The sequence below is a fragment of the Tissierella pigra genome (assembly GCF_018917845.1).
Taxonomy (GTDB): domain Bacteria; phylum Bacillota; class Clostridia; order Tissierellales; family Tissierellaceae; genus Tissierella; species Tissierella pigra.
Window position 1 is genome coordinate 1022799 of record NZ_JAHLPJ010000001.1, and the last position, 22185, is coordinate 1044983.

General features: G+C 28.4%; 23 protein-coding genes and 1 tRNA gene. 23 read left to right on the forward strand and 1 reads right to left on the reverse strand.

Features of this window, described 5'->3' with window-relative positions; genetic code table 11:
* The first annotated feature begins 30 nt into the window (after window positions 1-30).
* The 21 genes from KQI41_RS19075 to yihA all read left to right on the forward strand — a co-directional run bounded on the left by KQI41_RS19075 (window position 31) and on the right by yihA (window position 19187).
* On the forward strand, window positions 31-756 hold the full coding sequence (locus KQI41_RS19075) for a LytR/AlgR family response regulator transcription factor (protein WP_154439898.1): 726 nt from the start codon (window positions 31-33) through the stop codon (window positions 754-756).
* Window positions 747-2030: a sensor histidine kinase gene (locus tag KQI41_RS05060; RefSeq protein WP_154439897.1), complete on the forward strand. Its 1284-nt coding sequence runs from the start codon at window positions 747-749 to the stop codon at window positions 2028-2030. Before KQI41_RS19075 ends, KQI41_RS05060 begins: the two co-directional genes overlap by 10 nt.
* A 173-nt stretch (window positions 2031-2203) precedes the next feature.
* Window positions 2204-2347, forward strand: coding sequence for a cyclic lactone autoinducer peptide (locus KQI41_RS05065; RefSeq protein WP_195837960.1), 144 nt, complete (start codon window positions 2204-2206; stop codon window positions 2345-2347).
* A gap of 11 nt (window positions 2348-2358) precedes the next feature.
* Window positions 2359-2703, forward strand: coding sequence for an accessory gene regulator B family protein (locus KQI41_RS05070; RefSeq protein WP_195837962.1), 345 nt, complete (start codon window positions 2359-2361; stop codon window positions 2701-2703).
* Window positions 2704-2846: 143 nt separating this feature from the next.
* Window positions 2847-3671: a hypothetical protein gene (locus KQI41_RS05075; RefSeq protein ID WP_154439894.1), complete on the forward strand. Its 825-nt coding sequence runs from the start codon at window positions 2847-2849 to the stop codon at window positions 3669-3671.
* Between the two features lie 58 nt (window positions 3672-3729).
* Window positions 3730-4248, forward strand: a complete 519-nt coding sequence (locus KQI41_RS05080; RefSeq protein ID WP_154439893.1) for a hypothetical protein — start codon at window positions 3730-3732, stop codon at window positions 4246-4248.
* Window positions 4249-4639: 391 nt separating this feature from the next.
* Window positions 4640-4951, forward strand: coding sequence for an ATP-binding protein (locus KQI41_RS05085; protein ID WP_195837961.1), 312 nt, complete (start codon window positions 4640-4642; stop codon window positions 4949-4951).
* A 173-nt stretch (window positions 4952-5124) separates the two neighbouring features.
* Window positions 5125-5268, forward strand: coding sequence for a cyclic lactone autoinducer peptide (locus KQI41_RS05090; RefSeq protein WP_195837960.1), 144 nt, complete (start codon window positions 5125-5127; stop codon window positions 5266-5268).
* 11 nt (window positions 5269-5279) lie between these two features.
* The gene (locus KQI41_RS05095) at window positions 5280-5837 is read left to right on the forward strand and encodes an accessory gene regulator ArgB-like protein (protein WP_195837959.1); all 558 of its coding nucleotides are present in this window, start codon (window positions 5280-5282) and stop codon (window positions 5835-5837) included.
* A gap of 1131 nt (window positions 5838-6968) precedes the next feature.
* Window positions 6969-7469 carry a hypothetical protein gene (locus KQI41_RS05100; RefSeq protein ID WP_154439889.1) on the forward strand — a complete coding sequence of 167 codons (501 nt, stop codon included), beginning with the start codon at window positions 6969-6971 and terminating at the stop codon, window positions 7467-7469.
* Between the two features lie 117 nt (window positions 7470-7586).
* Window positions 7587-8426 (forward strand): hypothetical protein, encoded by an 840-nt coding sequence (locus KQI41_RS05105; RefSeq protein WP_154439888.1) that lies wholly within the window; start codon window positions 7587-7589, stop codon window positions 8424-8426.
* A 31-nt stretch (window positions 8427-8457) separates the two neighbouring features.
* Window positions 8458-8877 (forward strand): hypothetical protein, encoded by a 420-nt coding sequence (locus tag KQI41_RS05110; protein ID WP_154439887.1) that lies wholly within the window; start codon window positions 8458-8460, stop codon window positions 8875-8877.
* 206 nt (window positions 8878-9083) lie between these two features.
* The gene (locus KQI41_RS05115; protein WP_154439886.1) at window positions 9084-10427 is read left to right on the forward strand and encodes a CCA tRNA nucleotidyltransferase; all 1344 of its coding nucleotides are present in this window, start codon (window positions 9084-9086) and stop codon (window positions 10425-10427) included.
* A gap of 81 nt (window positions 10428-10508) precedes the next feature.
* Window positions 10509-11855 carry a phosphoglucosamine mutase gene (gene glmM / locus KQI41_RS05120; RefSeq protein WP_154439885.1) on the forward strand — a complete coding sequence of 449 codons (1347 nt, stop codon included), beginning with the start codon at window positions 10509-10511 and terminating at the stop codon, window positions 11853-11855.
* 18 nt (window positions 11856-11873) lie between these two features.
* Window positions 11874-12710: a DegV family protein gene (locus tag KQI41_RS05125; protein ID WP_154439884.1), complete on the forward strand. Its 837-nt coding sequence runs from the start codon at window positions 11874-11876 to the stop codon at window positions 12708-12710.
* Between the two features lie 65 nt (window positions 12711-12775).
* Window positions 12776-12859, forward strand: a tRNA-Leu gene (locus tag KQI41_RS05130).
* 146 nt (window positions 12860-13005) lie between these two features.
* Window positions 13006-14295, forward strand: a complete 1290-nt coding sequence (gene tig / locus KQI41_RS05135; protein ID WP_154439883.1) for a trigger factor — start codon at window positions 13006-13008, stop codon at window positions 14293-14295.
* Window positions 14296-14313: 18 nt separating this feature from the next.
* The gene (clpP, locus tag KQI41_RS05140) at window positions 14314-14895 is read left to right on the forward strand and encodes an ATP-dependent Clp endopeptidase proteolytic subunit ClpP (RefSeq protein WP_326828322.1); all 582 of its coding nucleotides are present in this window, start codon (window positions 14314-14316) and stop codon (window positions 14893-14895) included.
* Between the two features lie 18 nt (window positions 14896-14913).
* Entirely contained in the window at window positions 14914-16194 is a 1281-nt protein-coding gene (clpX, locus tag KQI41_RS05145) for an ATP-dependent Clp protease ATP-binding subunit ClpX (protein WP_216584955.1), read from the forward strand.
* Window positions 16195-16261: 67 nt separating this feature from the next.
* Window positions 16262-18616, forward strand: coding sequence for an endopeptidase La (lon, locus tag KQI41_RS05150; RefSeq protein WP_154439881.1), 2355 nt, complete (start codon window positions 16262-16264; stop codon window positions 18614-18616).
* Complete coding sequence (yihA, locus tag KQI41_RS05155; protein WP_154439880.1) at window positions 18603-19187, forward strand: ribosome biogenesis GTP-binding protein YihA/YsxC; 585 nt, start codon at window positions 18603-18605, stop codon at window positions 19185-19187. Before lon ends, yihA begins: the two co-directional genes overlap by 14 nt.
* A 62-nt stretch (window positions 19188-19249) precedes the next feature.
* Here the strand turns inward: yihA and rd are convergent, their stop codons facing one another.
* Window positions 19250-19408, reverse strand: coding sequence for a rubredoxin (gene rd, locus KQI41_RS05160; RefSeq protein ID WP_154439879.1), 159 nt, complete (start codon window positions 19406-19408; stop codon window positions 19250-19252).
* Window positions 19409-19585: 177 nt separating this feature from the next.
* On the opposite strand from rd, the gene KQI41_RS05165 reads away from it, so the two are divergent.
* A complete protein-coding gene (locus KQI41_RS05165; protein ID WP_229768536.1) occupies window positions 19586-19981 on the forward strand; it encodes an ATP-binding protein in 396 nt (131 codons plus the stop codon).
* Window positions 19982-20283: 302 nt separating this feature from the next.
* On the forward strand, window positions 20284-22119 hold the full coding sequence (locus tag KQI41_RS05170) for an ABC transporter ATP-binding protein (RefSeq protein WP_216584956.1): 1836 nt from the start codon (window positions 20284-20286) through the stop codon (window positions 22117-22119).
* Window positions 22120-22185 lie beyond the last annotated feature (66 nt).

The window sequence follows — 22185 nt, forward strand, 5'->3', positions numbered from 1 at the left end:
AATATGTAATTTTATAGAAGGTGGTATTCAGTGTTAAGAATAGCTATATGTGATGATGAAAATTCAATATGTAATCAATTAGAGGAAATTTTAGAAAGATTTCAAAAGAAATCTTCAAAGGAATTACAAATAGATATTTTTCATTCTGGTGAGGAATTATGTTTATATTTATCTCAAGATAATCATTATGATATTATTTTCCTTGATATTGAACTAAAGGAAATGAATGGCGTAGAAGTGGGACAAATAATTAGAGATAAGATGTTAAACGAAACTACTCAAATTATATATATTTCAGGGAAAGAAACTTATGCAATGGAACTTTTTAAAGTAAGACCCTTAGATTTTATTATAAAACCTTTTAATTATAATAAAATACAGAAGGTTCTTGAGATTGCTTTAAGGATTATACAAAGAGATGAAAAGGTCTTTCAGTATAAAGTTGGACATACAACATACAATTTACCAATAAGAGATATTATATACTTTGAAAGTAAAAACAGAGAAGTTATAATACACACTATAAATGGGTCAGAAGTATTTTATGGAAGATTAAAAAATATATATGAGGATCTAAATCAATCTAAATTCATTCATATTCATAAATCCTATTTAGTAAATTATAATCATATTATAAAACTTGAATATCATCAAGTTACTATGTCAAATAAAGTGATTTTGCCTATTAGTCAAGCAAATAGAAAGAAAGTAAGAGAATTACAGTTAGAGTTAGAAAGGGATAGGATATGGCATTAAATATTTATGACTATTTTTATTTAATAACTAATATTTTGAGGGCATATACTACATATAAATTCATGGATATATTCTTTGATACCAGAAATACAAATAAAAAAGTAGAAATCTTTTCCTATACATTTTATTTTATTGTAATTAGTTTTGTATATTTAACTATTAATACTCCTGTAGTTACATTTATAAGCAATATATTATTATATTTTGTTTTAACATTTAACTATAAATCATCTATAAAACATAAGATTATATCCATTATGAATATATATATGATTTTAATGTCTATAGAAAGTATAATCGTCTTATTATCAGGATTTATTTATACTAATGGTTTCAGTAGCAATCCATTATATTCTTCAATTATAGGAATGATTGCCATAAATATAATTTCATATATGATTGCACTAATAATGGGGGGATATAAAAATATAAAGCAAGGTATAGATATTCCAAATGTTTATTGGTTATCTATATTTTTAATACCATTAGGAAGTTTATATATTATCTTGACTCTTTTACAGAACTTTAACTTAGATATATACAAAACTGTAGCTTGTATTATTATATTATTTTCAATAAACATAATTATTTTCTATTTATATGATACTTTAAGTAGAGCATTTAAAGATAAAATAGAGAAAATAATACTTGAAGAACAAAACCACTATTATCAAAGACAGCTTGAAGTTATAGATAGTTCCTATGAGAATATAAGTTCTTTGCGTCATGATATAAAGAATCATTTAATAGCATTAAAGGGATACATAGAAAATGGAGGAGAAGAGAAGGCTATTGATTATATTTCACAAATAAATGAAAGCCTCTATGAAAAGGAACAATTTTCTAAAACAGGTAATATAGAAATAGATAGCATTTTAAACTATAAGTTGCAAGAGGCCAAATTAAAAGGAATTTTAGTATCACTGGAACTAAAAATTCCATCTAAATTGAATATCTCTCCATTGGATACAGTAGTGATCTTAGGGAATTTGTTAGATAATGCAATAGAAGCTAGTGCCAAAGTTGAGAATAATAAGACCATTGATATTAGAATTAAATATAAGAATGATATACTATTTATTTATATTAATAATTCTTTTGATGGCTCTATTGTCTATGAAGGAGAAAAGATAAAAACAACGAAAAAGGACAAAGAAAATCATGGTATAGGATTAAATAATATAGAAAAGATTTTAAAGAAATATGATGGTACCATGAAGGTATATCATACTGAAAATAGATTTCATGTTGATATATTAATGTATAGAGTTTAATGGATTAGATAGTTGGGACTTTGAGAAATCAAAGTCCTTTAATATTTTAATGATAAATATACAAAAATTGTAAGTTTCAACAAAAACATATATAAGTTTCAACAAATTCTCAAAGACCTATTATTTCTTATTGTATAATGAATATACAAAAAATAACAAAGGGGATGATTCGTTTGAAGAAAGTTATTTTAAGATTTGGTGGAGTTCTTGCAAGTTTAGCATTGATGGTAACATCTATGAATGTAAATACAACATGTATGTATCTTGCTCATCAGCCTGAATTGCCAAAAGGTGCAGAAAAACTTCGTAAAAATTAATGGAAAATAATATGATTGAGAAAATAACAAACTACTTTGTTGTTAATGAGCTAATAAAAGATGAGGATAAAGAGATTTATGCCTATGGATTACATCAAGGACTTTTAATACTAATAAACATCATAACAACGATCTTAATAGGATTTATATTTAAAGCAGTCTGGGAAAGCATTTTATTTATAATAGTGTATACTCCGCTTAGAGCTTATGGAGGAGGGTATCATGCTAAAACTGAAGTTAAATGTTATTTGTTTTCTATAATTTTAATTTTAGTAGTATTATTAGGAATAAAAACTATTCCAGAGACAGATGTGATAATCCTAGCTTTAACAGAAGTAGGAGCAATTATAATCTGATTTCTAGCATCTGTAGAAGATAGCAATTTGAGTTATGGTTAAAAAAATTACATTTAAATATGAGATAATAGCAATTAAAATCAACTTACTAGCTGAATCATTGTGTTGTAAATTTATTGAAATTTAAAATCTTGGAGGTTTTTATGAATAATAGAAATAAAGGTTTTCTTCTTATTTTGAGTATTCCTTTAATATTAGCTTCATGCTCAAATTCAGAACCTGATAATGAATATACGAAGTTAACAGATACAGAACTTGCTTATATTGAAAATTATTCAACAGATACAATTATAAAAGAACTGCAAAGCAAAATTCAAAAGCCTATTTTGGAATTTGATAATATAGAAATAAAAGAATTAAATGTCTATGAAGATAAGCTATTAATGAAACCCAAAGAGAATAAGAAAGAGTTTGCAAATATATTTATAGATGCATACTTAATATTAGATAAAAGTTTAAGTTTTGAAGAAGCTACTAATTTAAGTGAAGAATGTATGGATAAAATAACTGATATTTTTAGAGAAAGGAAGGGTGGAGAATTTAGACTTTCTACAATATCTGTTGTATTTGAATCTGAAAACTTTAAAGAAATTCTAAAAGAAAATATACACTTTCGAGATATTGATAAAGATATAAATGTATTGAGTCTAAAACAATCAGAAGAAGACTTTAATATTCAGACAATCATATTTAATGAATTTTCTAAAGATAATGAAGTTGATATTTTAAGATTAGGGCTAGAAGATATATCTAATAATTATATTATAGAAATAAATATATTTGAAGTAACAAATACTGAGACTTATATTGATGATATAGATTCAAAAAATGATGAATTAATAAAAATATTCTCCAATAATGAAGACGTTAAAAAATACTTTAAAAGTAATTCTGTAAATAAATTAAAACTAATTTATAATATGCCATGGCATAAAGAACCACAACTTATATATGATTTTGAACTTTAAATAATATGGTGCATAAATTAGTTTATTTATTTAATATATTATACAAGGGGGAAAAGAAATGAAAAAGGTTTTATCAGTTTCATTAATTATCATGATGTTATTAACTGGAACACAGGTATTCGCTATTAAGGATATAGGTGTGAAAGAATTCTATGGTGATTCAATGGATAAGTTAAGGCAACAAGTAGGAGAGACAGAAATTCGTGAAGCTATAAGAAAGCCACAGATGGAGAGAGGACCGGGTAGTGGATGGATGTATACTAGTACTGACAGATATATACTTTCTCAACAAGGGATTGATTTAGCAACTTTAAGAACTCGTGTCAAATGGGAAGCAGATGATAGGGGAAATATACTTGCTTATACTTATGATCTCTTTGAATTTTCAAATGTTAAATCAGGTGTTAATACAATTAGAACATATAGACATTATGAGCCAATGACTGGTATTGCTAGACTAACATTAACAGGAGAGGCTGCTGCAGGAGGAGAATCATTTGGATTAAGAGATGCAGTTGACCATGTATATCATGTATATGCAGATGGGAAATATGCGTTTTCAAGATATACAGAGTAAAACTTAATATAAATCTACTAAAACAATATAGAGTATAACTATAAATAAAGGGGATGTTTCATAATAAATAAGCCCTAAAATAAAAAAAGGTCAAAGATGAACAGACTCCCATTAGTTAGAACAAAACTCTAACTAATGGGGGTCTGTTTTAATTGATTTGTCCTCCAAAAGTTGAACATATAATAAGGATTGAGTTCTATATGGAGGAGAAGAGAAGGCTATTGATTATATTTCACAAATAAATGAAAGCCTCTATGAAAGGGAACAGTTTTCTGAAACAGGTAATATAGAGATAGACAGCATTTTAAATTATAAGTTACAAGAGGCTAAATTAAAAGGAATTTTAGTATCACTGGAACTAAAAATTCCATCGAAATTGAATATATCTCCATTGGATACAGTAGTGATCTTAGGGAATTTATTAGATAATGCAATAGAAGCTAGTTCCAAAGTTGAGAATAATAGGATCATTGATATTAGAATTAAATATAAGAATGATATACTATTTATTTATGTTAATAATTCTTTTGATGGTTCTATTGTTTATGAAGGAGAAAAGATGAAAACAACGAAAAAGGACAAAGAAACTCATGGTATAGAATTAAATAATATAGAAAAGATTTTAAAGAAATATGATGGTACCATGAAAGTATATCATACTGAAAATAGATTTCATGTTGATATATTAATGTATAGAGTCTAATAGATTAGATAGTTAGGACTTTGAGAAACCAAAGTCCTTTAATAATTTAATGACAAATATACAAAAATTGTAAGTTTCAACAAAAACATATATAAGTTTCAACAAATTCTCAAAAAGCTATTATTTTTTATTGTATAATGAATATACAAAAAATAACAAAGGGGATGATTCTTTTGAAGAAAGTTATTTTAAGATTTGGTGGAGTTCTTGCAAGTTTAGCATTGATGGTAACATCTATGAATGTAAATACAACATGTATGTATCTTGCTCATCAGCCTGAATTGCCAAAAGGTGCAGAAAAACTTCGTAAAAATTAATGGAAAATAATATGATTGAGAAAATAACAAACTACTTTGTTGTTAATGAGCTAATAAAAGATGAGGATAAAGAGATTTATGCCTATGGATTACATCAAGGACTTTTAATACTAATAAACATCATAACAACGATCTTAATAGGATTTATATTTAAAGCAGTCTGGGAAAGCATTTTATTTATAATAGTGTATACTCCGCTTAGAGCTTATGGAGGAGGGTATCATGCTAAAACTGAAGTTAAATGTTATTTGTTTTCTATAGCTCTAATTTTAGTGGTATTATTAGGAATAAAAATTATTCCAGACACAGATTTGATAATCCTAGCTTTAACAGAAGTAGGAGGAATTATAATCTGGTTTCTAGCACCTGTAGAAGATAGCAATAAGCCTTTGGATAAAGAGGAAAGGATTATATATAAAAAGAGGACAGGTATTATTCTCACTACAGAGATAATAATTACCATATCTTTATTAGTATTGAATTTTAAAGAAATAGCATTGGTTATGGCCATATCAATATTTGTAGTAAGTTTAATGTTGGTTTTGGGGAAAAAAGTTAATAAAGATTAAATATATTATTTTAGTTATGTATTCAAACTTCGCACATAAATATTCCCTTGTAAACCTTGAAAATTCAATATTTGATCAGAACTATATATACCTTATATTGCTTTTAAGAACATAAACCCTAAAAACACTTCGTTTTGATTTGTATGACACCTTACAATTAGATTTAAGGATAGCAAAAAATAATATCAGTCCGACAAAACCTATGTTTCGTGCTATATTTGTCGAAAATAGGCGAACGAAATAAGTGGACTTTACCATTCTTGTATGTTAATTTATATACAAGTTAGCCTCATAGATTTATTGAGTATTTCCAAATTTCATTGTTTAAGATATATAAATCTTGTATAGGTTAAAACACACTTGTGTATCTATAAACTTGAAGTTCTATAAACTTGAAGTTCTATAAACTTGAAGTTCTATAAACTTGAAGTTAAGTTTAGTCAACTATTGAAACTACAAGGTTTGACTAGGAAAATCAACTGCGAAGTATGAGTTATGTATTAGAAGCAAAGCCCTATATAAATAGGAGGTGATACCAATGAATATGCTAACTCACAAATGACATTAATTGGTGAAGTTACATTTAGAGAAAGTGGTAGTACCTATAGTATATCATTGTATAAAACATCTACTGTACCTAAGAGATATACTTGCAGAGTTTCATCGGAGGTAAAGACATATAGTGGAGCTAGTAATGCAACTAGGAGTTTAGTAAGTAGTGGGGTAAAATATTAGAATTTATCATATTGACGTTTCTATCAAAAGTGTTGCTTTCTAGACATACTATCAACAAAACCATACAAAGCATAAGGCTTAATGCTAATACTAGAAATCTCTATTCTTCCACTACAAGTAATTAATTTATTAAAGAATATAGGGGTGTTTCTATTCAGTATAAATATGAGGAAAACATGTTTTTAGGCTTAAAGTCAATATGAAAATTTTATTTGTCAAATAAAGTTATTAAGATTTCTAGATTAAGCTAACATATTTAAAAGTTATAAAGATTTTGAAAGAGCTGTATTACACTTTTTATCATATTAAAAAGGAACCTAATATAAGGATTTTAACCATAAATAAGTTAAAAAATACGAGAATATAAGTATATAATTAAATTATGGAGGTTTTATAATGAGAAAAAGAATATGTACATTATTAATTATTGCAATATTAGCCACATCTGGTGCAGTATTTGCAGAAACGCAGCAAATAAATCCTAAGAATATGAGTTTAAATGAGTATGCAGACTGGATAGAAGAAAATGTTGAACCTAGAGAGTATGAAGGCATAAAAAAAGGAAATAGAGAAATAAGAGAATGGTTATATACAGGAGAGGAGTATAATACTATATATAATGGGTTATACGATTATATAGGATGGATGGCTACAGAGGCTAAATGGTTAGTAAATGAAAGACTTCAAGTTCTTGACTATGGAACAGTAACTTTTAGGCATGGTAAAGCAAGAGAATCAATTACAGCACATCCACATTCTGATTCAGCTTGGATAGCTAATGATAATGTAAGACTAATTTATCAGGTGGACTTTGTAGAATGGTCGGGGGATCATTATATAACACATATGTATAACTTACATGGAAATGGAAAGGTTTCCCTTCGTGTTATTAATTAAGGTTATCGAGTACGACTTTGATTATTCTATATCCAATATTAATATAATATAGGTATTATGAGTAAGAGGTAATCAATAGCCTCTTACTCATATTATTAAAGGGAGGTAAGCTTAACTATGAAAAAAATAAATTATTATATTATTGGAATAATTTTACTTTTGTTGGTAACATCATGTGGCTCTGGTAGTATATCTAAGGAAGATATAAATAAAGTAAAAAATATTAGTTATGATGAGGTTGTAACAAATCTTTCAGGTATAATTAATGATTTTTTACATGGGTATGATTATTATACTGTTTCTAATTTGGAATTTATAGAAGATAAATTAGCCATAGATAATATTAATGAAGTAAAAAAGTTTAATAATATAAAAATACTACTGGATATAGAGGTGGATTTAGATAAATTTTCTACTGATTTAGAAAAAGACAGGACTATAGCAGAAAAAGATCAAGCTTTTAATGAACTGGCAAAAAATACCAATAAGGATTTATTAGATATATTACATAAGGAAAGTCCTATTGAATATTCAAAAGTTGGAAGATTGGAAATATTATATACAGATACAAAAAATAAGTTAAAATATAGTTCAAATATAAACAATTCAAGGGATTCCCAAACAATGATAACTTTAAGAAATGAAGAGTCTAAAGGCGAAAAATTAATATTGGAAGAGATATTTGATTATATAAGACAGTATAAGAAAAACTATGAATTAAAAAGATTTGGTAAAGACAATAATGAGCTAATTATAGAATTTGATTTATATACAGTTAATGAAATACATAATCAAGAAATTGAAAAGATAAGTAATGAATTATTTGAGTTAATTATGGAGAATGAAAATACTAATAGATATATAAATGATGGGGAGGTTAAGTCTATGAAGATTGTATTTAATAAAGAAGTAAATGATATGGATCCAATTGTCTTTGAAAAAGAGATTTTAATGTAATTTATAGTGGACATATAAGGTGATTATATGTATGAAAGGTAAAATTAAAAAATTTCAAAGTAAAATTGCAATTACTATAATTATATTAATTTCATTTATTTTTGCATATTCTGTTATTAACTCTTTCAGTGAAGATCATTTAAAACGATACATTCCTCATTATACTGTTGATATTATTCTAGCCATAATTTCTGCGATTATTTTCTTATATATGTTTATAAGAGAAGAAACAAATATTTTGAATAATAGTCTTTCGTTTTTTATGTTTTTTTTATTAAATCTAGCTACAATGGTTTTGCTACATCGAAATTTTACATCATCAGTTAAATATCTAGATGCTACTGGTTTTGGTGGAAATGTAATATATGGTTCATTGGCAATTGTTGCATTTATACTCTGTATTATTTCTCTAATAAAATCAATATTTATTATATACAATAAATATAATTAAAGAAATAAAGATTAAGACAGATATAATATAAGATCTCACAAAGTAATTCTATAAATAAATTAAAACTCAATACTAATTTACAATACAGAATATAACCACAAAGAAAGGCATTGGAATGATTTCCAATGCCTTTCTTTGTATAAAAAAACTTGTCTGCCACAAATACTATGATATACTAAAATAAGATGAAATATTGGAGTGATAATATGGAATGGAATATTCCAGAGTATGTAGATAGAATTATAGATAAGCTTGAAGCTAATGGATATAGTGGATATATAGTAGGCGGATCTGTTAGGGATATTTTAATAGGAAGAGAACCTTCAGATTTTGACATAACTACAGATGCTTTGCCAGATGAAATAGAAGAAGTTTTCAAAGAATATAAGACTCTTGAAGTAGGCAAACAATTTGGAACTATAGTTGTAGTTCAAGAGGAAGGGATTGTAGAAGTAACTACATTTAGAGCAGATGGAGAGTATGTAGATGGAAGAAGACCAGAAAGAGTATATTTTTCAAAAAATATTATAGATGATTTAAGTCGTAGAGATTTTACTATTAATTCAATGGCATATAATAAAAAAGCAGGACTAATAGATTATTTCCAAGGAAAAGAGGATTTAAAAAAAAGACAGATAAAAACTGTAGGAGATCCAAAAGAAAGATTTAGTGAAGATTATTTAAGAATAATGAGAGCACTTAGATTTGCATCACAGCTTGAATTCTCAATTGAGGAATCTACTTTTCAAGCTTGTAAATTATATAGTGAATATATTTTAAATATCAGCATAGAAAGAATTAGAGAAGAGTTTTTTAAGATTTTACTATGTAAAACCCCTTCAAATGGAATTAGGTTAATGAAAGATACAGGAATGCTTTCTATAGTTTTGCCAGAGATAATGGATACAGTAAGATTTAATCAACACACTCCTCATCATGACAAGGATGTATTTGAACATATACTGTGTGTACTAGATAATACAGATCCTATTTTAGAATTAAGACTTACTGCACTTTTACATGATATAGGAAAGCCTCATACATTGACTATAGATGAAAACGGCATAGGACATTTTTATAATCATGATAAAGTAGGGGCTAAAATAGCTGAAAAAATATTAAAAAGACTAAAAGCTTCAAATGAACTAATTGAAACTGTTAGTTTATTAATATATAAACATATGACACAGCATGATAATTTAGGAGAAAAAGGGTTAAAAAGACTATTGGCTATCATGGGAGAAGAAAGGATATTTACACTATTGGAATTAAATAAAGCTGATAGGCTATGTTCAAATAAAGATGCAAATATACAGGATTTAATAGAGAGAGAAGAGAAAATAAAAAGAATTATAGAAAATAAAGAAGTATATGAAAAAAAACAATTAACAATTAATGGTCATGATGTGATAAAATTAGGATATAAAGAAGGAAAAAAAATAGGAGAAATATTAAATTATCTATTAGAAAAGGTATTAGAAAATCCTGAATTAAATGATAAGGAAAAGTTGATTGAAATTATAAAAGAAAAGTTTAAAGCTAGTGAATAGTTAAAACGACCAATGGATTGCTGTTCTCAATTAAATGAGGAATTTTTGTTTTAGTTATTCACTAATGGGGAGGTTTATAATATGGGTAAACTATTTGGTACAGATGGTATTAGAGGAATTGCAAATAAGGACTTAACTCCAGAGTTAGCCTATGAAGTAGGGAGAGCAGGTGCTTATATATTAGCTAAAGAAAAAAAAGGTATAGTAATAGTAGGAAAAGATACAAGGGCATCAGGTGATATGTTAGAAGCTGCCATAACAGCAGGTATTTGTTCCATGGGATTAGACGTTATATCCGTAGGAGTTATACCTACTCCAGCAGTGGCATATTTAATAAGAAAATATAATGCTCTATCAGGGGTAGTTATATCTGCGTCTCATAATCCAGGTGAATATAATGGGATTAAATTTTTTAATAACCAAGGATTTAAACTGCCAGATGAGGTAGAGGAGGAAATTGAAGACATTATATTAAATAAGAAAGAATTAGATATAAGACCAATAGGAGAAAATATTGGTAAGGTAATAAAAGAAGAAAACGGACCAAAGGATTACATAGATTATTTAGTATCTACATCTAATATAGATTTAACAGGAGTTAAAATTGCTATGGATTGTGGGCATGGTGCATTATATAAAATTGGTCCTGAAACTATAAAAAGACTTGGTGGAGAAGTGGTAGTAATAAATACTGAACCAGATGGAATGAATATAAATAAAAATTGTGGTTCTACTAATCCTAAGATGATTCAAGAGCTAGTATTGAAAGAAAAAGCAGATATAGGTATCTCTTTTGATGGTGATGGAGATAGGATAATAGCCGTAGATGAACTGGGAAACGTATTAGATGGTGACCATATATTGGCTATTTGCGGACAATATCTTAAAAAACAAGGCAAACTTAAAAACAACACTATTGTAGGTACTATAATGACTAATATGGGGTTAGACACCTTTTTACAGGAAAATGGTATGAATATAGTAAAAACTAAAGTCGGAGATAGATATATATTGGAAGAAATGATTTCTAAAGATTTTGTATTAGGTGGAGAACAATCAGGCCATATAATCTTTCTAGATTATAATACTACAGGAGATGGTTTGGCCACTGGACTTCATTTACTTGAGGTAATGAAAGCTACAGGAAAAGTTATGTCGGAATTAAATAATCTAATGACTGATTTCCCACAGATATTAGTAAATGCAAAAGTAAGAAATGAACTTAAATATAAATATTATGAAAATGAAGAAATAAGAGAAGAAATAGAAAGAATTGAAGATATGTTTAAAGGTCAAGGAAGAGTAGTCATAAGACCTTCAGGTACAGAACCTTTAGTTAGAGTAATGCTTGAAGCTAAGGAAGATATAGGGCTTTTAAAAATAGCATCTGATTTAGCAGAGTTTATTGAAATAAGATTAGGAAATTAAAAAATGTGGGGTGATTAGATGAATTATAAAATTGTAGCAGATAGTAGTTGTGATTTAAATGAAGAACTAAAGGAAAATCTTAATATAAGCTTAGTTCCATTTAAAATAGATGTAGACGATAAAAAATTTATTGATGATGAAAGCATGAATCCTATAGAATTAATTCAAGCTATGAGAAATAGTTCAAATCCAGTAAAGACTTCCTGCCCTTCACCTGGAGATTTTGTAACTGAATACAGAAAGGCAGATAATATTTTTGCTGTTACCATCTCAAGTCAGCTAAGCGGAACATATAATTCAGCATTGTTGGCAAAAGAAATGGTACAGGAGGAAGATCAAAATAAATTTATTCATGTATTTGATTCAAAGTCTGCAAGTATAGGAGAAACTTTAATATCTATGAAAATACAGGAATTAGTAGAAAAGCAGTTAAGTAACTTTGAAATAGTAGAAAAAGTAGAGAGTTACATTAATGGAATGAAAACATTTTTCATTTTAGAGAGTTTAGATAATTTAATTAAAAATGGAAGGATTTCAAAAACAAAGGGATTAATAGCTAATGTATTAAACTTAAAGCCTATTATGGGATCTACTGATGACGGGGAAATAAAATTAGTTGAAAATGTAAGGGGTACCAAAAAGGCTTTCAAGAGACTAATTGAGATAATTGGAGAAACTGGAGAAAAATTTGAAGAAAAGATTTTAGCCATTTCCCATGCAAATGCTCTGGACAAAGCTGAGGAATTAAAGAGAGAAATTCAAAGTAGATATAATTTCAAGGACATAATTGTAGTAAAGACAGCAGGTCTTAGTACGGCATACGCTTATGATGGGGGAGTAATACTTGTCTTTTAAAAAAATATTGACAAGTAAAAACAACATGGTATAATAATAAAGTGAGTTAAATTTATTTTATTTATGCGGGAGTGGCGGAATTGGCAGACGCGCTAGACTTAGGATCTAGTGTCATTGACGTGGGGGTTCAAGTCCTCTTTCCCGCACCATGTTAAAACCAGTGGATTTGGACCATTGGTTTTTTTACTATGTTTTTGTGATTTATAGTGTTGGATATTGTTATTTGTTATGTTATAATTTTATGATATAATAGGTTAGTTAAAATGGATAAATATACTGGAGGAGGAAAATATAAATGAAAGCTGTATTAGAAAAAAAAGAGAGTAATAAAGTTAGTTTTACCATTGAAATACCAGAGGTAGATTTTGAAAAAGCAACGCAAGAAGCGTATATAAAAAACAGATCAAGATTCAATATTCCAGGATTTAGAAAAGGAAAAGTACCAAGAAAGATTATAGAACTAAATTATGGTCCAGAATTTTTTTATGAAGAAGCTATTAATCTTATTTTGCCAGAAGCATATAATAATGCAGTAGAAGAATTAAAGCTTGAACCAGTTGACCAACCAGAAGTAGATATTGATGAAATAGAAAAAGGGAAACCTATTGTTGTTAAAATAGAAGTAGTAGTTAAACCAGAGGTAAATATTGGAGATTACAAAAGTATAGAAATCGAAAAAATAGAGTATAATGTAACAGATGATAATATAACAGAAGAATTAAAATCAGTTCAGGAAATGAACGGAAGAATAATAGATGTAGAAGATAGAGCTGTTACAACTGGTGATATATTAAATATTGATTATAAAGGATTTGTAGGAGAAGAACAATTCCAAGGTGGAACTGCTGAAGCACAAGAATTAGAAATTGGTTCTGGAAGATTTATTCCAGGTTTTGAAGAACAATTAGTGGGTAAGAATAAAGGAGAAGAAGTAGATGTAGTAGTAACTTTCCCAGAAGAATACCATGCAGAAGAGTTAAAAGGCAAAGAAGCCATATTTAAAGTAAAGATAAATGAAATAAAAGAAAAAGAATTACCAGAACTTGATGATGAGTTCGCAAAAGATGTATCTGAATTTGATACTTTAGAAGAATATAAAAATGATATTAAAGAAAAACTAGAAAAAGAATTCAAAGAAAAAGAAGAAGTAGAAAATGAAAATAATCTAATTGAAAAAGTAATAGAATCTTGCGAAGTGGATATACCAGAAGCTATGATAGATACTCAGTTACAAAATGAATTATCTGATTTTGATTATAGAATGAGAACACAAGGAATCAATTTAGAGCAGTATTTACAAATAACTAATTCAACTATAGATAGCTTAAAAGAACAGTTAAGACCTATGGCGGCTCAAAGAGTTAAAGGAGACTTAGTTCTTGAGGCTATTGCTAAGGCTGAAAATATTACTGTAACAGAAGAAGATATAGACAAAGAATTAGAAAAAATGGCTGATTCCTATAAGCAAGAAAATAAAGAGAAATTTATTGAAGATATGAGAAAGGGAGATTTATCTTTCTTAGAAACAGCTATTACTAATCAAAAGGTTATTGAATTGCTTAAATCAATCGTTAAATTTAAATAATTAATGGAGGGATGTAAAGTGACTTTAGTTCCTATGGTAGTAGAGCAAACTAACAGAGGGGAAAGATCTTATGATATTTACTCTAGATTATTAAAAGAAAGAATAATATTTCTAGGCAGTGAAGTTAATGATGTCAGTGCAAATCTTATAGTTGCACAATTATTATTCCTAGAAGCAGAAGACCCAGAGAAAGATATTCAACTTTATATAAATAGTCCAGGTGGTTCAGTAAGTGCAGGATTTGCTATATTTGATACTATGCAATATATAAAACCAGATGTATCAACTATATGTACTGGTATGGCAGCATCTATGGGTGCATTTTTACTTGCAGCAGGAGCAAAAGGTAAAAGATTTGCTTTGCCAAATGCTGATATTATGATACACCAGCCTTTAGGTGGAGCTAAAGGTCAGGCTGAAGATATAAGAATTCAAGCTGAAAAGATTATTGAAATAAGAGAAAGAATAAATAGAATATTGGCAGAAAGAACAGGTCAACCATTAGAAAAGGTATCTAAAGATACAGACAGAGATTATTACATGACAGCAGAAGAAGCAAAAACATATGGAATAATAGACGAGGTAATATCAAGAAAATAATATAAGTGAGGTGTCATCGTGGTAAAATATGATGAAAGACAGCTTCGTTGCTCTTTCTGTGGGAAGCCCCAAGAACAAGTCAGAAGGCTTATTGCAGGGCCAAATGTTTATATATGTAATGAATGTATAGAATTGTGTCAAGAAATAATTGAAGAGGAATTCATTGATAGTTTCGATTATGAAATGCAAGATTTACCAAAACCTGCTGCCATAAAGGATACTTTAGATGAATATGTTATAAAACAGGATAGAGCTAAAAGAGCTTTAGCCGTAGCAGTTTATAATCATTATAAAAGAATAAACAAGAAACCCACAAAGAGTAACGATGTGGAGCTACAAAAAAGTAATATTATTATGTTAGGGCCTACAGGTTCTGGTAAAACATTATTAGCACAGACTTTAGCAAAGATATTAAATGTACCTTTTGCAATAGCAGATGCTACTTCCTTAACAGAAGCAGGATATGTAGGAGAAGATGTAGAGAATATAATCTTAAAGCTTATTCAAGCAGCAGATTATGATATAGAAAGAGCTGAAAAAGGTATAATATATATAGATGAGGTAGATAAAGTAGCTAGAAAAACTGAAAACCCATCTATTACAAGAGATGTAAGTGGTGAAGGAGTACAGCAGGCACTTCTGAAAATACTAGAAGGCACAGTTGCAAATGTCCCACCTCAAGGTGGAAGAAAACATCCTCATCAAGAATTCATTCAAGTTGATACAACGAATATATTGTTCATAGTTGGAGGAGCTTTTGATGGTTTAGATAAGATAATTCAAAATCGTGTAGGTAAAAAAGCTATGGGTTTTGGCGCAGATATAACTTTACAAAAGGAACAAAAGATAGGAGAACTTTTAAAACATCTTCAACCAGAAGACCTTCTTAAATTTGGATTGATTCCAGAATTTGTAGGAAGACTTCCAGTTACGGTGACTTTAGAGGAATTAGATGAAGAATCACTAGTAAAAATCCTTACAGAACCTAAAAATGCACTTGTAAGACAATATAAAGAATTATTCAATATGGATGGAGTAGATCTTGAATTTGAAAACGAAGCTTTAGTATCCATAGCTAAAAAAGCTATAGAGAGAAAGACAGGAGCAAGAGGACTTAGAAGTATAATAGAAGAAGTAATGCTGGATATTATGTATGAAATTCCTTCTAGAGATGATGTAGAAAAATGCGTCATAACTAAAGAAACAATAGAGAATAAAGTAGAACCTACTTTAGTAATTTCAGATAGAAAAAAGAAAAGTAGATCTAATAAAACAAATAACAAGGAATCTGCATCTTAAAGGCTCACTTTTTGTGGGCTTTTCCTTGTATTTATACATATTGCAGTTTATTGGAGGGATATTAGAATTGAATCAATATAATATAGAGAAGAAAACCCTGCCATTAATACCACTAAGAGGCATATCCATGTTTCCGCATATGGTGGTTCATTTTGATATTGGACGAGATAAATCCATTAAAGCTTTAGAAAAGACCATGATGGATGATTCTGAAATCCTTTTATGTACTCAAAAAGACCCTAAGGTCAATGAACCAAGTATAGATGATTTTTATCATACAGGAACTATAGCAAAGGTAAAACAAATGTTAAAATTACCTGGTGGAAGTATTAGGGTATTGGTGGAAGGAGTAAATAGAGGTAAAGTAACAGATATAATCCAAGAAGAACCATATTTTATAACTGAAGTAGAAGAATTAAAATATGAAGAAGAAGATATAGAAAAAGATTCTACTACAGAGGCAGCCATGAGACTTGTAGTAAATGATTTTGAAGAATATATCTCCTATAATGATAGAATATCTTCTGAAATCTTAATTACCATAACAGATATAGAAGATCCAGGAAGGCTTGCAGATGTTATAGCCTCTTATATATATTTAAAACCAGAAGATGACCAAAAAATATTAGAATCCTTTGATTTTTATGAACGATTGGAATTACTTCATATAATGCTTCAAGAAGAAATAGAAGTGTTAAAAATTGAAGATCAAATAAATCAAAGAGTAAAGAAACAAATAAATAAAGTTCAAAAAGAATACTACCTTAAAGAACAAATAAAAGCTATTCAAAAAGAATTAGGTCAAGATGATGATATAATAGTGGAAGCAGAGGAATATGAAGAGAAAATAAATGGAATAAAGATGCCTAAAGAAGTAAAAGAAAAGGCAATGAAAGAAGTTGAAAGACTTCTCAGATTATCATCTCACTCACCAGAAACAGGAGTTATTAGAACTTATTTAGACTGGATAATAGACCTTCCTTGGAATAAGGAAACTAAAGATAAAATAGATATTAAAAAATCTAGAGATATATTAAATGAAGAACATTATGGATTAACTGATGTAAAGGAAAGAATACTAGAGTTTATAGCAATTAAGAAGCTGACTAATAGTATGAAAGGGCCTATAATCTGTTTAGTAGGACCTCCAGGAGTAGGAAAAACGTCCATAGCAAGGTCAATTGCTAAATCTCTCAATAAAAAATTTGTTAGAATGTCTTTAGGTGGAGTAAGGGATGAAGCAGAAATAAGAGGTCATAGAAGGACTTATATTGGTTCTATGCCAGGAAGTATAATTAATTCCATGAAAAAAGCAGGAACTAAAAATCCAGTATTCTTATTTGATGAAATTGACAAATTAAGCAGTGATTATAGAGGAGACCCAGCCAGTGCATTATTAGAGGTTTTAGACCCTGAACAAAATGTAACATTTACAGATCATTATTTAGATGTACCTTTTGATTTATCTAAAGTGCTATTTATAACTACTGCAAATACTACAGCTACAATTCCAGGGCCACTTTTAGATAGAATGGAAGTAATTAGAATATCAGGATATACAGAAGAAGAAAAGTTGCAGATTGCATTAAATCACTTGTTGCCTAAACAAATAAAAGAACATGGTTTAAGTGAAGATAATTTAATAGTATCAGAATCTGCCGTTAGAAGTATAATAAATAATTATACTAGAGAAGCAGGAGTTAGAAATTTAGAAAGAAATATAGCCAATATATGCAGGAAATCAGCAAAGAGAATTGTAGAGGAAAACAAAAAGAAAATTAGAATAAATAATAACAATTTATCAAACTATTTAGGGGCTGAAAAATATAGATTTGATACCTTAGAAGAGGAAAATCAAATAGGGGTAGCAAATGGATTAGCTTGGACAGCTGTAGGAGGAGAAACACTTTCTGTAGAAGTAAATAGTATGAAAGGCACAGGAAAAATTCAACTAACAGGAAAATTAGGAGATGTAATGAAGGAGTCAGCCATGGCAGCAATTAGTTATATTAGAGCTAATTCCAATACTTTAGGTATTGAAGAGAACTTCCATAAAGAAATGGATATACACATTCATGTTCCAGAAGGAGCAATACCAAAAGACGGTCCATCTGCAGGAATTACCATTGCTACAGCAGTTATTTCAGCACTATCTAATAGACCAATTAAAAGGGAAGTTGCAATGACAGGAGAGATTACCTTAAGAGGTAGAGTACTCCCAGTTGGTGGTATTAAAGAAAAGGTATTGGCAGCTAATAGAATGGGAATAAAGAAGGTGCTATTACCTTTAGAAAATGAAAAAGATTTAGAAGAAATTCCGGATAAAATAAGAAGAAAAATGAAATTTGTTCCTGTAAAAAATATGGAACAAGTAATAAAACAAGCTTTAATTGAAAGAGTTGATAAAAATGAAAATAATTAAATCGGATTTACATTCAATTGCAGTAGGTCCAAAGCAATATCCTCAAGATGACCTTCCAGAAATAGCCTTTGCCGGAAGGTCCAATGTAGGAAAATCCTCTTTTATAAACTCCATGGTTAATAGAACAAATTTAGCAAGAACTTCAGGAAAACCAGGAAAAACTAGAACTATTAATTTCTATATAATAAATGATAGTTTTAGATTTGTGGATTTACCTGGATATGGTTATGCAGTAGCTTCTAAAAGTGAAATCGAAAAATGGGGAGAAATAATAGATAGGTATTTAACCCAAAGAGAAAACTTAAGGGAAGTAGTTTTAGTTGTAGATATACGACACGAACCAACTAGCCAAGACTTACAGATGTACCAATGGATTAAATCCTTTGGATATACAGGTATAGTAATAGCAACTAAGGTAGATAAGATTTCAAAGGGAAATTGGCAAAAAAACGTAAAGATAATTAAAGACAAACTGGGAATCAAGGACACCAACCTTATAATTCCTTATTCATCAGAAAAAAAGATAAACAAGGAAAAAGTATGGCAGGTATTTGAAGAGATTATTTCATAGAAAAAAACAAAGGCTAGTAGTTTAAAAACTACTGGCCTTTATGTAAGGAATATTATCCTTTTTTATTCTTGAGAAAATTGGCTTTTATCTGCACCACATACTGGACACACCCAATCCTCTGGTACATCTGTCCAAGCAGTTCCTGGAGCTACTCCATTATCTGGATCTCCCTCTGCTGGATCATAAACATAACCACATGGATCACATACCCATCTTTCCATTTCCATCCTCCTCTCATTTTGTAATCATGTAGATGATACCCAAATATAAGATTAATAAACTTATAAAATAATAATTATAAAAACTTTTTTAAGCTTATTTATAATGTGGGTTAGATTAAGAAAAATATGGGTAAAATATAAATAGACAATAAGAAGTTAAATATTTAGATGGAAGTGATGACATTGGATTTTAAGTACAGTGGCACTGTATGCAGCGACTTAGAAATGATAAAAAACTTTATTGATGATATTTTAAAGAAATTAAACAAGATAATATCGAACAGAGATACTATGTTTGACATAAAACTAATACTAAATGAACTAGTTATTAATGGAGTTTTACATGGTAATGATAGTATTATATCCAAATGTGTTAAACTATCTTTAGAGGTAGAAGAAGATAAAATAACAATTCAGGTGGAAGATGAAGGAAAGGGTATAGACTATGACTGCAAATCCTATGATCCTACTGATCTAAAATGTTTTGGAAGAGGATTAGTTATTGTAAATGGTCTTTCAGATGAGTTTTATATACAAAAAAATAAAGTTACAGCAATAAAACGAATAAACTAAAGATTAAAATCAATAAATCAGGTCTTATTTTGAAGACTTGATTTTTTTATTATAAATATTTAAGTAAGAAAAATAATACAGAAAAAAGTTAAATTTTCAGACAAGGTTCGACAAAAGAACAAATATATATATGATATAATAGATAAGATATTAAAACTTTATATAATGATATGAAATATACTATCTATTTGATTTAAGAAGAAATAGTAATGGCAACTGTAAGACATACATTACAAGCGTTAGAATATAGAGAATAAACATCAAAAGATTATGGTAAAATAGAAACTATAAAGGAGAAAACTATGGATCATGAAATATATTCATTTAACTTAAAAGATGCAATAAAATCCTTCAAATCATTTCCAAAGGTATTTAAGTTGCTGTGGAATGTTAAACGAACATATTTAATATTAATAACGATATTTTATATAATAAATGGCATACTTCCAGCGGCTTCAATACTTGCTACACAATCTTTACTAAATTCAATACAAACCAGTATAGGGAAAGAATTTACCTATGTATTATATCCATTGATAATATATTTAGCTTTAAATTCTTTTGGATATATAATTTCACAACTCAATTCATATTTACAGAATATATATAGAATAGATTTAAACTATAAAATGAGTGTAATGATATTAGAGAAAGCTAAAATCCTTAGTCTAAGTGATTTTGAGAATTCAGAAGTCTATGATAAGCTAAGGAGGGCACAAAATGAGGCAATAGAAAGACCCTATGCAGTATTCTCCATAGTACTAAGTTTAATAAGCCAATTTTTAGGCTTTATATCATCCTTAGCTATATTATTATATTGGAAACCATGGATAATACTTTTAGTAGTAGCTATTCCATTTATATCAACAATTTATATGGCTAAAATAGGGCATTTACAATATAAAATAGAATATGAAAGATCACAGGAAAGAAGAAAAGCTTGGTATCTTAATTATCTAATGACAAATGATATAGCATTTAAAGAAATAAAGATATATAGATTAGGAGATTACTTTATTGAAGGATATAAAAAACTAAGTAATAGTTTTATTAAACAAGATAAAAAAATAATCAAAAAAAGAACATTTACATCATTTATATTTGAAATATTAGACCAAATAATAGGAGGATTTATACTATATCTAATAGTACAATCTGCTTATATAGGAGAAATACTACTAGGAAATACAGTAGCGTACATAAGAAGTCTTTCAAACATAAAAGGAAACATGGAAGGGTTACTAGGCTCAATATTAGCAATGTATCAAAACAACCTATATATAAAACAGCTATTTGACTTTCTGGAAATGCCGGTAAAAGAAGAACTACCAATATCAGATAGTATACCAATAGAAGAAATAAATACAATAGAATTTAGAGACGTTAGTTTTAAATACCTTAATAGACAGGAATATGCCTTAAGAAATATAAGCTTTAAAATAAGAAAAGGAGAAAATATTTCTTTAGTGGGAGAAAATGGTTCAGGAAAATCTACATTGGTAAAGTTAATATCGGGGTTTTATTATGATTATGAAGGAGAAATATTAATTAATGGAGTATCAATAAAGAGAATAGATAAAAAAGATTTAGGCAATAAAATAGGAATTATATTTCAAGATTTTAATAGATATGAATTAACTTGCAGAGAAAATATAGGATTAGGAAATATAGATTTAATAGATAATGATATAAAACTACAAGAGGCAATAGATAAGGCTTATGCAAGAGGGATGGTTAGTAATTTGCCAAAAGGAATAGATACACAGCTAGGAGTATGGTTTGATGAAGGAGTTCAATTATCGGGAGGACAGTGGCAAAGAATAGCATTGTCTCGAGCATTTTTAAGAGATGCAGACTGCTATATATTAGATGAACCAAGTGCATCTTTAGACCCAATATCAGAACATGAAATATTTAAAAGAGCTTCGGATTTATCAAAAGATAAAATAAGTATATTTATATCCCATAGATTATACAATCTAAGAAAAATATCTTCTAAAATAATGGTATTAAAAGATGGAAGATTAATAGAGTATGGAACTCATGAAGAGCTTATGAACTTAAATAAACATTATAGATATCTTTATGATCTACAAAACACTATTGATATGCAAGATGAAATAAAAACGACTGCATAGTAACGATAAAATAAAATCTGATATATAAATATCAGATTTTATTTTGTTTTATTCTTAAAGTATGAT